Annotated in this window: 11 protein-coding genes; 7 read left to right on the top strand and 4 right to left on the bottom strand. The window is 73.4% G+C overall.

The features are described 5' to 3' along the window. Positions 1-238 precede the first annotated feature (238 nt). A complete protein-coding gene (locus tag QP089_RS09465; RefSeq protein WP_285911036.1) occupies positions 239-658 on the top strand; it encodes a CBS domain-containing protein in 420 nt (139 codons plus the stop codon). Positions 659-662: 4 nt separating this feature from the next. Here QP089_RS09465 and QP089_RS09460 read toward each other — a convergent pair whose 3' ends face one another. Beyond that, positions 663-1,862: an aminotransferase class V-fold PLP-dependent enzyme gene (locus QP089_RS09460; protein ID WP_285911035.1), complete on the bottom strand. Its 1,200-nt coding sequence runs from the start codon at positions 1,860-1,862 to the stop codon at positions 663-665. Positions 1,863-1,975: 113 nt separating this feature from the next. Between QP089_RS09460 and QP089_RS09455 the strand changes: the two genes are divergently transcribed. Next, positions 1,976-3,859: an ABC transporter ATP-binding protein gene (locus QP089_RS09455; RefSeq protein WP_285911034.1), complete on the top strand. Its 1,884-nt coding sequence runs from the start codon at positions 1,976-1,978 to the stop codon at positions 3,857-3,859. 60 nt (positions 3,860-3,919) lie between these two features. Here QP089_RS09455 and QP089_RS09450 read toward each other — a convergent pair whose 3' ends face one another. Beyond that, a complete protein-coding gene (locus QP089_RS09450; protein WP_285911033.1) occupies positions 3,920-4,384 on the bottom strand; it encodes an SRPBCC family protein in 465 nt (154 codons plus the stop codon). Between the two features lie 19 nt (positions 4,385-4,403). Further along, positions 4,404-4,718, bottom strand: coding sequence for an ArsR/SmtB family transcription factor (locus QP089_RS09445; protein WP_285911032.1), 315 nt, complete (start codon positions 4,716-4,718; stop codon positions 4,404-4,406). Positions 4,719-4,885: 167 nt separating this feature from the next. Between QP089_RS09445 and QP089_RS09440 the strand changes: the two genes are divergently transcribed. Then, positions 4,886-6,106, top strand: a complete 1,221-nt coding sequence (locus QP089_RS09440) for a serine hydrolase domain-containing protein (RefSeq protein ID WP_285911031.1) — start codon at positions 4,886-4,888, stop codon at positions 6,104-6,106. 38 nt (positions 6,107-6,144) lie between these two features. Here the strand turns inward: QP089_RS09440 and QP089_RS09435 are convergent, their stop codons facing one another. Beyond that, positions 6,145-7,161, bottom strand: coding sequence for a YeiH family protein (locus QP089_RS09435; RefSeq protein WP_285911030.1), 1,017 nt, complete (start codon positions 7,159-7,161; stop codon positions 6,145-6,147). A gap of 71 nt (positions 7,162-7,232) precedes the next feature. Between QP089_RS09435 and QP089_RS09430 the strand changes: the two genes are divergently transcribed. From QP089_RS09430 to QP089_RS09415, 4 genes are all read left to right on the top strand, one after another. After that, positions 7,233-8,141, top strand: coding sequence for a LysR family transcriptional regulator (locus tag QP089_RS09430; protein WP_285911029.1), 909 nt, complete (start codon positions 7,233-7,235; stop codon positions 8,139-8,141). Between the two features lie 9 nt (positions 8,142-8,150). Then, complete coding sequence (locus QP089_RS09425; protein WP_285911028.1) at positions 8,151-8,495, top strand: winged helix-turn-helix transcriptional regulator; 345 nt, start codon at positions 8,151-8,153, stop codon at positions 8,493-8,495. Between the two features lie 65 nt (positions 8,496-8,560). Further along, positions 8,561-9,205, top strand: a complete 645-nt coding sequence (locus QP089_RS09420; RefSeq protein WP_285911027.1) for an NADPH-dependent F420 reductase — start codon at positions 8,561-8,563, stop codon at positions 9,203-9,205. A gap of 703 nt (positions 9,206-9,908) precedes the next feature. Then, entirely contained in the window at positions 9,909-10,322 is a 414-nt protein-coding gene (locus QP089_RS09415; protein WP_285911026.1) for a pyridoxamine 5'-phosphate oxidase family protein, read from the top strand. Positions 10,323-10,367: the final 45 nt, after the last annotated feature.

Raw genomic sequence — 10,367 nt, 5'->3', positions numbered from 1 at the left:
GTGATCGCGCATGCCGCCGGGGGCGGTCCTTCGCCGAGACCCCCCGTGCACCTTGAAAGACGACCACTTTAGCGACGGGGTTCGCTTCGTTACGCATCAGTGACATGCGGCGCGGCGGACCCCGCGGCCCGGTGGACGGGGCCGGCCGGGCCGCGCGAATGAGGGTCGTCCTGCCGGGTAGGGCGGGACCCAGCCCGGTACACCCGGCAGAACGACCACGAGGCTCGAGGAGTGTGCAATGGCCACGAAGATCCGCGACATCATGACCGGTTCCCCCACGTCGGTGTCCCCGGAGCTCGACATCGTCACGGTGGCGCGGGCGATGCGCGACGAGGACATCGGCGCGGTGCTCGTCGCCGAGGGCGACGACCTGCAGGGCGTGGTCACCGACCGCGACCTGGTCGTGCGGGGGCTGGCGGCGGGCGGCGACCCGGCCCAGGCCAAGATCGGCCGGCTCGCCAGCAGCGTCACCGCGACGGTCGGGCCGGACGACTCGCTCGACAAGGCCGCGCAGATCATGCGCGAGCGGTCGGTGCGGCGGCTGCCCGTCCTGGAGGACGGGCGCCCCGTCGGCATCGTCTCCATCGGCGACCTGGCGATGGAGAAGGACTCCGCGTCGGCGCTCGCCGACATCAGCGCGGCCCGCGGCAACGTCTGAGCGATCAGGGGAGCGCCGCGATCAGGCGCTCCAGGTCGTCTTCGTCGTTGTAGTAGTGCACGGAGGCCCGCACGGCCGCGTCGAGGCCGTGCGGGTCGTATCCGTGGTCCCGCGGCACCGCGACGCTGACGTTGACGTCCCGCTCCCGCGCCGCCGCCTGGATCGCGGCGGGCGCATGGCCGTCGACGGTGAACGAGACGATGCCCGACTGCCGTTCGCCGCGGTCCCGGACGGTGACGCCGGGCCGTTCGGCCAGCATCCGCCGGAGCGTCGCGGCCAGATCGGTGACGCGCTGCTCGATCGCGGACATTCCCAGCGCGGACGCGTAGTCGGCCGCCGCTCCCAGCCCGATCTGCCCGGCGACGTACCGTTCCCACGTCTCGAAGCGGCGCGCGTCGTCGCGGATCTCGTAGCCGTCGGGCGCCTTCCACTCGGCGGCGGTCAGGTCGAGGAACGGCGGCTCCAGCGTCCGGGCGATCTCCCGCCGCACGTACAGGAAGCCCGTTCCGCGCGGCCCGCGCAGGTACTTGCGGCCTGTCGCGGACAGCATGTCGCAGCCGATCTCGGCGACGTCCACGGCGAGGTGCCCGACCGACTGGCAGGCGTCCAGCAGGTAGAGGACGCCGTGCTCGCGGCACAGCCGGCCCACTTCCGCCGCCGGGTTGACCAGCCCGTTGTAGGTCGGGATGTGGTTCAGCGAGACGAGCCGGACGCCGCCCTTGGCCAGTTCGGCCTCCAATGCGTCGAGGGCCAGCGTGCCGTTCGCGTCGTCCGGGACCACTTCCACGCGGGCGCCCTTGGCGGCGGCGATCTGCTGATAGGCGATCGCGTTGCTTGAGTACTCGTTGGTCGTGGTGAGGATCCGGTCGCCCTCCGCGAACGGGATGGCGTAGAACGCCATGTCCCAGGCGCGCGTCGCGTTCTCGACGTAGGCGATCTCCTCGGGCTGCGCGCCGATCAGCCCGGCGACAGCGCCGTAGAAGTGCTCGACCGCCTCGGCGTTCCGGTCGGCCGCCTCGTACCCGCCGATGGTCGTCTCCAGCGCGAAGTGCTCCGCGACCGCCTCGATCACGGGTGCGGGCGGCAGCGCGGCCCCCGCGTTGTTCAGGTGCGCGACCCGCGCGCAGCCCGGCGTGTCCGCCCGCGCCTTGTCCACGTCGATGCCGGTCTCGGTCCCCACGTTCCGCCCCTCTTCGTTGATCACCCCACCGATTGTCGTACCCCCGCGCCATGCTTGGCCATGGTGGCGGCTTGACCTCAAGATTCCTTGAGGTCTCAGGATGGACGTCCCGGACCGACGATCGCTGAGGATTGCCGATGGACATGGAAGTCACCGCGTGGATGTCGTTGCACCACGCCATGAACGCGCAGGACGACCGCCGGCCGTTCTCCAAGGCCACGCTGCGCCGGATCGCCGCGTTCGCCCGCCCCCACCGCCGCCCGCTGTACGTGTACCTGCTGCTCAGCGTGGTGATGGCGGTGCTGGCCGTCGCGACGCCCGTGCTGGCCGGCCGGGTGGTGAACGCGATCGTCGACCGGTCCGCGACGTCCACCGTGGTGGGGCTGGCCGTGCTGATCGCGGCGCTGGCGGTCGCCGAGGGCGGGCTCGGCCTCGCCAACCGGTGGCTGTCGGCCCGCATCGGCGAGGGGCTGATCCTGCACCTGCGCACCGCCGTCTTCGACCACGTGCAGCGGATGCCGGTCGCGTTCTTCACCCGCACCCGCACCGGCGCGCTCGTCAGCCGGCTCAACAACGACGTGATCGGCGCGCAGCGCGCGTTCAGCGACACGCTGTCCGGCGTGGTCAGCAACCTGGTGACGCTGCTGCTGACGTTCGCGGTCATGGTCGGCATCTCCTGGCAGGTCACGCTGCTCGCGCTGGTGCTCCTGCCGGTCTTCGTGCTGCCGGCCCGCCGGATGGGCACCCGCCTCGCCGGGCTGGAGCGCGAGGCCGCCCGGCACGACGCCGCGATGAGCACCCAGATGACCGAGCGGTTCTCCGCGCCCGGCGCCACCCTGGTCAAGCTGTTCGGACGGCCCGACCGCGAGTCCGCCGAGTTCGCCGCGCGCGCCCGCCGCGTCCGCGACATCGGCGTCCGCACCGCGATGGTGCAGCACGTGTTCATCACCGCGCTGACCATGGTGTCGGCGCTGGCGCTCGCGCTGGTCTACGGCCTCGGCGGCTGGATGTCGCTGCGCGGCCACCTCGACGCCGGCGCCGTCGTCGCCCTCGCGCTGCTGCTCACCCGGCTGTACGCGCCGCTGACCGCGCTCGCCAGCGCCCGCGTCGAGGTGATGAGCGCGCTGGTCAGCTTCGAGCGGGTCTTCGAGGTGCTGGACCTGCGGCCGCTCGTCGCCGAGAAGCCCGAGCCGCGCGCCGTCCCCGACGGGCCCGTCGCGGTCGAGTTCGACGACGTCACCTTCGCCTACCCGGCGGCCGACAAGGTGTCCCTGGCCTCGCTGGAGGAGGTCGCGACGCTCGACACCCGCGGCGGCGTCGACGTCCTGCACGGGGTGTCGTTCCGCGCCGAGCCCGGGCAGATGGTCGCGCTCGTCGGCTCGTCCGGCGCCGGCAAGTCGACGATCGCGCAGCTGCTGCCGCGCCTGTACGACGCCGACGCCGGCACCGTCCGGCTGGGCGGCGTGGACGTCCGCGACCTGTCGTTCGCGTCGATCCGCGCGACGCTCGGCATGGTCACCCAGGACGGGCACCTGTTCCACGAGTCGATCCGCGACAACCTGCTGCTGGCCCGGCCCGAGGCGTCCGAGGACGAGCTGTGGGACGTGCTGCGCCGCGCCCGCCTCGACGCGCTGATCGAGGGGCTGCCCGACGGCCTCGACACGATCGTCGGCGAGCGCGGCTACCGGCTGTCGGGCGGTGAGCGGCAGCGGCTCACCATCGCCCGGCTGCTGCTGGCCCGCCAGCGCGTCGTCATCCTCGACGAGGCCACGGCGCACCTGGACTCCACGTCCGAGGCCGCCGTCCAGGAGGCGCTGGCCGAGGCGCTCGACGGGCGCACCGCCGTGGTGATCGCGCACCGGCTGTCCACCGTCCGCGCCGCCGACCTGATCCTGGTCGTGGAGGAGGGCCGGATCATCGAGCGCGGCACGCACGACGAGCTGCTCGCCGCGGGCGGCCGCTACGCCGACCTGTACGAGACGCAGTTCGACACGCGCCCGCCCCTCGAACCCGTCGCCTGAGACCCGCGGCCCGGCCGCCCCTAGCGTGGAGGGACGGCCGGGCTGCGGTGATCGGAGTGGTCAGGCGGTTTCGGCGAGGACGTCCGCCAGCTTGCGGAGGACGTCGGTGCGCCACCCGCTGCCCATCCCGCGGTAGGCGTAGGCGTTGACGGGGTCGTCGAGGTCGAAGCCGGCGTGCTCGACGAACAGCCGGGTGCCGTTCCCCTCGGCGGCCAGCCGCCACGTCACCGTGGTGTCCAGGCCGCCGCCGTTCCAGCTGATCCGCAGCAGCCGTCCCTCCTCGACGTCGAGGACGCGGCAGGAGATCGTCCCGTCGAAGCCGACGTTCGGGATCGGCTTGGCGGCGAAGGTGAACCGGTGCCCGACGACCGGCTTGAAGTCGTTCGGCATCAGCCAGCGGGCCAGCAGGTCCGGATCGGTCAGCGCCCGCCAGACCCGCTCCGGCGGATGCGGCAGGAACTCGTCCACCTCGATCGACGCGCGCTCCCCGCTCACCACGCCGCCCCCGTCCGTGCTCGGTGCCATGGGTCTTCCCCTCTCGGTGTCACTTCTCGTCCTCGGCGTCCAGCAGTTCGCGCAGGCCGGCGAGCCTGCTCCGCCAGAACCGCTCGTAGGGGGTCAGCCACTGCGACAGCTCCATGAGCGGTTCGGCCTCCAGCTGGTAGATGCGCCGCCGCCCGTCGCGCCGCTCGGTGACGAGCCCCGCCTCCCGCAGCACCTTCAGGTGCTCGGAGACGCTCGGACGGCTCATCGCGAAGCGGGACGCCAGGTCGTTCACCGACCGGGGCCCCTCCAGCAGCAGCGCGGTCAGCTCGCGCCGCACCGGGCTGGCCAGCGCCGCGAACACGTCCGCCGTCACCGCGCCCGGTCCCGGCGCGTCCGGATGATGTCCATGCCGCGACGATAGGTAGGTGATTCCCTACCTGTCAAGCGTAGGAGGAATCCTACGCATTATTCGGGCGGGGAGCGATGAGTTCACGGGCGCCGGACGGTCTGCCCCTGCGAGAACCGACCAGAGGAGCGAGGATGAGCGACGACGGCGGGCTGTCCCCGGCGGGACTGGACCGGATGCGCCGGGTGCTGACCGGATTCGTCGAGAGCGGCGAGCTGCCCGGCCTGGTCGCGCTCGTCCAGCGGCGCGGCCGCACGCACGTGATCGAGGCCGGCTCCCTGGAGGCCGGGGGAGCGGACCCGATGCGCCGCGACGCCCTCTTCCGGATCGCGTCGCTGACCAAGCCGGTCACCGCCGTCGCCGCGATGATCCTGGTCGAGGAGTGCCGGCTCCGCCTGGACGACCCGCTGCACGACCTGCTCCCCGAACTCGCCGACCGGCGCGTCCTGCGCCGCCCCGGCGGCCCGGTCGACGACACCGTCCCCGCCGAACGCCCGATCACCCTGCGCGACGCGCTCACCTTCACCCTCGGCTACGGGCTGATGTTCACGCCCGAGGGCCTGCCCCCGATCACGCAGGCGATGATGGACGCGGGCGTCGACAACGGCCCGGACGGCCCCGCCTGCGCCCCCGACGAATGGCTCAAACGGCTCGGCACCCTGCCGCTGGCCCACCAGCCGGGCGCGGGCTGGCTCTACAACACCGGTGCGGACGTCGCCGGCGTGGCGATCGCCCGCGCCTCCGGCCGCCCGCTCGAGGAGTTCCTCCGCGAGCGGATCTTCGAGCCGCTCGGGATGCGCGACACCGGCTTCACCATCCCCGCCGCGCAGACCGGCCGGCTCGCCGCGTCCTACGCCACCGACCCGGGCACCGGCGCGCTCGCCCGCCGCCCCGACCCGCGCGACGGCGCCTACGACCGCCCGCCGGTGTTCCCCGCCGGCAGCGGCGGCCCCGGCCTGGTCTCCACCGTCGACGACTACCGCGCCTTCCTGCGGATGCTGCTGGACGGCGGGCGGTACCCGGGCGGGCGGTACCCGGGCGGGCGGCTGCTGTCCCGGCCGTCCGTCGAGCTGATGACCACCGACCGGCTGACGCCGGAGCAGAAGGCGGGCGCCGGGACCTTCCTCGGCTCGGGCGGCTGGGGCTTCTGCCTCGGCGTGGACGGCCGCCGCGACGACCTGTTCGTCCGCCCCGGCCGGTTCGGCTGGACGGGCGGCCTCGGCACGTCCGCCTACGCCGACCCCGGCGAGGACATGATCGGCGTCATCTTCACCCAGCGCGCCATGACCTCCCCGCAGCCGCCGCACTACTTCCAGGACTTCTGGACCACCGCCTACGCCGCCATCGACGACTAGCGACGCGCGCCCGCCATTCTCATGCCGGGGGGGCGGGCTCAGCGCGGGATCACGGTCAGCGCGGTCAGGGAGACCGTGCCGACGAGCAGGGTCGACAGCGCGCCGAGGACAAGGCCGCGCCGTCCCGTCCTCACCAGCTCCCTGACGCGCACCGCCGAGCCCAGGCCGAACATCGCGGCGGCCAGCAGCACCGTCGAGACGTCCTTCGCGCCCGTCAGCACACCGCCGGGGACCATGCCGGTGCTGCGCAGCGCCAGCATCACCAGGAACCCGACGACGAACAGCGGCACGACCGGTGGCCGCTTCCCTTCCGCGTTGACGCCGCCGCGCCGCTCCACCACGCCCATGCCCGCCACCATCGGCGCGAGCAGCACCACCCGGGTCAGCTTCACGATCACCGCCGTCCCCACGGCGGCGGCGCCCGCCGGGGACGCCGCCGCGACGACCTGCGCGACCTCATGGACGCTCAGCCCCGCCCACATGCCGAGCGACTCGTCGTCCAGCCCGAACACGTGCGCGCCGAGGAACGGGACGATCGCGATGGCCGCGCTGCCGTAGATCGTCACGAGCGTGACGCCGGTCGCGACGTCCTCCTTCCGGCTGCGCGCCACGCTGTCCATCGCCACGATCGCCGAGGCGCCGCAGATCGAGAACCCCGTCGCCACCATCAGCGCCAGCCCCTTCGGCACGCCGACCAGCCGGCCGAGCAGCAGCGTCCCGGCGAACCCGGACAGGACCGTGATCACCACCACGGCCAGCATGCCCGGCCCCAGCCGCAGCACCTCGCCCACGCTCAGCTCCAGGCCGAGCAGCACCACGCCGAGCCTGAGGAACTTGCGAGTCGCCCACTGCAACCCGTACGAGGTCGACTCCGGCAGGACGCCGCCCACCAGCACGCCGAGCAGCACCGCCACCGTCAGGGCGCTCAACGCCGGCACCCACCCGTTGATCACCATCGCCGCCGCCGCGCCCGCCGCCGCCACCGCGACGCCCGGGCCCGGCCGTCCCGCCCGCACCCTCGCCCGTTCCGGGCGAACCGCCTCCACAGTGCTCATGTCTTCGACCCTCCGGCAGCCCGTGCTGCGCCGGAAGCGGCCGATTCGACCTCACGTCATAGCCTGGAGGCATGGCACAGCCCCCGGACGTGGAATCCCTCCAGCTGCTGGTGCACGTCGCCGACCAGGGCAGCCTCACCGCGGCGGCGGCCGAGGTCGGCATCAGCCAGCCGTCGGCGAGCAAGCGGCTGTCCCGGCTGGAGCGGCGGCTCGGGCTGCGCCTGCTGGACCGCACCCGCCGCGGCTCCGCCCTCACCGCCGACGGCGTCCTCGTCACCGGCTGGGCCCGCCGCGTCCTGGACGACCTCGCCGCGCTCACCGACGGCGCCGCCGCCCTCCGCCGCGCCCGCACCGCGCAGCTGTCCGTCGCCGCCAGCCTCACCGTCGCCGAGTACCTGCTGCCCGCCTGGATCGGCGAACTCCGCCGCGCCGACCCCGACCTGCACGTCGGCCTCCAGGTCACCAACTCCTCCCGCGTCTGCGAACTGGCCCGGCACGGCGAGATCGACCTCGGCTTCATCGAGTCGCCCGGCCGCCCGTCCGGGCTGCGCTCCCGGGCCGTCGCGGGGGACCGGCTCGTCCTGGTCGCGCCGCCCGGCCACCCGTGGACGCGGCGCCGCCGCCCCGTCGACCCAGCCGAGGTCGCCGGCACCCCGCTGATCAGCCGCGAGACCGGATCCGGCACCCGCGAGGCCGCCGTCCAGGCGTTCGCCGCGCACGGCCTGCACCTCGTCCCGCCGCTGCTGGAACTCGGCTCGAGCACCGCCGTCCGCAACGCGGTCGTCGCCGGCGCCGGCCCCGCCCTGATCAGCGAGCTCGTCGTGACCGCCGACCTCGCCGCGGGTACCCTCACCGAGATCGAGATCGCCGGGCTGACCGTGGAACGCTCCCTGCGCGCCGTCTGGCGCACCGGCGCCGACCCCACCGGTCCCGCCGCCGCCCTCCTCGCGCAGGCCCGCCGTCCCGCCGGCAAGGCGTAACCTGCCGGTGTGGTCGCCCATGACGTGTTCCTCGCCGACTGCCCCGCCCGCACCACGCTGGCGCTGATCTCCGACACCTGGTCCGTCGTCGTGGTCGCCGCGCTCGGCCGCGGCCCCGCCCGGTACGGCGAGCTCCGCGACACGATCGGCGGGATCAGCAACAAGATGCTCACCCAGACGCTGCACCGCCTGGCCGACAACGGCCTCGTCGAGCGCCGCGAGCTGCGCACCGCCCCGCCCGGCGCCGAGTACCGCCTCACCGACCTCGGCCGCAGCCTCCTCGTCCCCGTCTGCGCACTCTCCCGCTGGGCCGAGGAGAACACCGACGCCCTGCTCGCCGCACGCACCGCGTAAGGAACCGATCGGTTCCCCTCGGCCTCCTACATTCCCTCCCGTAACCACCACCTTTGGAGGCCGTCATGAAGATCGGTGTGCTCGGAGCGGGAGCGATGACCGAGGCCCTCGCCGCCGGCTGGGTCCGGGCCGGACACGACGTCCTGATCGGCGGCCGGACCCCGGCCAAGGCCGAGGCCCTCGCCGGACGCGTCGGCGCCCGCTCCGGAACCCTCCGCGACGCCGCCGAGTTCGGCGACGCCGTCCTCGTCGCCGTCCGCCGGGAGGGCCTCGCCGACACCATCGCCGCCGCCGGCGGCGCCCTCGCCGGCAAGCCCGTGATCGACTGCGGCAACGCCGTCGACACCGCCGACTTCTCCCAGGTCACCTACCGGGACGGCGCGTCCATGGCCGAGGAGATCGCCCGCCTCGCCCCCGGCGCCCACGTCGTCAAGGCGTTCAACCAGGCCCACGCGTCCGTCTGGGCGATGACCCCGCCCGCCTTCGACGGCCGCCCCCTCGCCGTCCCCTTCGCCGGCGACGAGGAGGCCAAGCCCGCCGCCCGCACCCTGATCACCGCCCTCGGCGCCGAACCGCTGGACGCCGGCGACCTCCGCCAGGCCCGCAACCTGGAGGCGATGGCCATCGTGGTCATCCGCCTGCTGTTCTCCGGCCACGACCCGCACTCGGTCTTCGCCTTCACCACCCCGAACCGCCCCACCACCCGCTGACCACCAGCCCCCACCCCCACCGCAGGACATGCGCCACGTCCTTGAGGGAGGTGCCGGGTGCTTGAGGACGTGGCGCATGCCTGAGGAGGTGGCACGGGCGTGAGGAGATGACGCGTGCGTGGGGACGTGCCGCGTGCTTGAGCAAATGATGCATGCCTGGGGTGGTGCAACGTGCTTGAGGGACGTAGCGCGTGCTTGGGGAGGTGGTACGTGACGTGGGAAGTGTGACGTGCGTGAGGCGGTGGCGCGTGTCTGAGGGGGCGCGGCGTGTCTGAGGAGCTTGGGCGTGTGGTCGTAGGGCGGGGCGGTGGGTTTGGTGAGGGTGGGCGTGTTCGGTGGTGGGGAAGGGGTGCTTGGGGCAGAGGCGGAGGGGTTGGCCGTGCGGTGGGGTGGCGCTGGCGTACGGGGCCGCCCCTCCAAAGTCAAGGGCGCCTTCGGCGTCGCTTCGCGATGGACTTCGTCCACCCTTGACTTTGGAGCCTCTGCGGCCCCTGAGGCAGCGCCAAGGGGCAGGCTCCGCCTGCCCCGCCCCGGGTCGCGCCACCCCACCGCCCCCATCCGTACGCGTGTGGGGCGGGGCGACTGGCCGCCAATAGTCACGGAGCGCCGATGCATTGGGGGATGGAGGAGGCTAGGCAGCGGTGTCGCGCGTGGTGTGGTCACGGCGACAGATTCGGGGACGACCGGTACGCAAGGAGGGGGCATGGCAGAGTTGGCCGCCGCCGGGCGGGACGGGGGGCCGCACGTCGTGCCGGTGTTGGGGGTTTGGTCGGAGGGCTCCGTCTGCTTCAACACCGGCCGGGCGACCCGTAAGGCGCGCGACCTGGAGCGCAACGGCGGCTGTGCCGTGACCGTGCCCGCTGATGACGTTGACCTGGTGCTCGAAGGCACGGCGCATCTGGTGCGGGATGGTGATCGGCTGCAACGGGTCGCGGAGCTGTTCCCGGCCAAGTATCCGTGGTGGCACCCGTTCGTCAGGGACGGGGAGTTCTACGATCCAGCCGATACCGAGTTGAGCGAGCCTCGGTATGTCTTCGCCGTTATGCCGACGACGGTGTTCGCGTTCGGCAAGGAGAAAGGGTTCAGCGCGACCCGCTGGCGCTTCCCGATGGGGTGAGCCAGCGCATGCCGGTGGGCCCGAGCTCTGGGCGAGTTCGGGTGG

Origin of the sequence: Actinomadura opuntiae, from assembly GCF_030283205.1 — a bacterium.
In the GTDB taxonomy this organism is placed as follows: domain Bacteria; phylum Actinomycetota; class Actinomycetes; order Streptosporangiales; family Streptosporangiaceae; genus Spirillospora.
The sequence above is the reverse complement of the archived record's forward strand: the minus strand, read 5'-3'. Positions and strand labels throughout refer to the sequence as shown.

Bases quoted from the DNA above. Each gene is read 5' to 3' on its own strand.
- QP089_RS09420 (WP_285911027.1), top strand. From the start codon at position 8,561: ATGAAGATCGGTGTGCTCGGAGCGGGAGCGATGACCGAGGCCCTCGCC.
- QP089_RS09465 (WP_285911036.1), top strand. From the start codon at position 239: ATGGCCACGAAGATCCGCGACATCATGACCGGTTCCCCCACGTCGGTG.
- QP089_RS09450 (WP_285911033.1), bottom strand. From the start codon at position 4,384: ATGGCACCGAGCACGGACGGGGGCGGCGTGGTGAGCGGGGAGCGCGCG.
- QP089_RS09435 (WP_285911030.1), bottom strand. From the start codon at position 7,161: ATGAGCACTGTGGAGGCGGTTCGCCCGGAACGGGCGAGGGTGCGGGCG.
- QP089_RS09455 (WP_285911034.1), top strand. From the start codon at position 1,976: ATGGACATGGAAGTCACCGCGTGGATGTCGTTGCACCACGCCATGAAC.
- QP089_RS09440 (WP_285911031.1), top strand. From the start codon at position 4,886: ATGAGCGACGACGGCGGGCTGTCCCCGGCGGGACTGGACCGGATGCGC.
- QP089_RS09415 (WP_285911026.1), top strand. From the start codon at position 9,909: ATGGCAGAGTTGGCCGCCGCCGGGCGGGACGGGGGGCCGCACGTCGTG.
- QP089_RS09430 (WP_285911029.1), top strand. From the start codon at position 7,233: ATGGCACAGCCCCCGGACGTGGAATCCCTCCAGCTGCTGGTGCACGTC.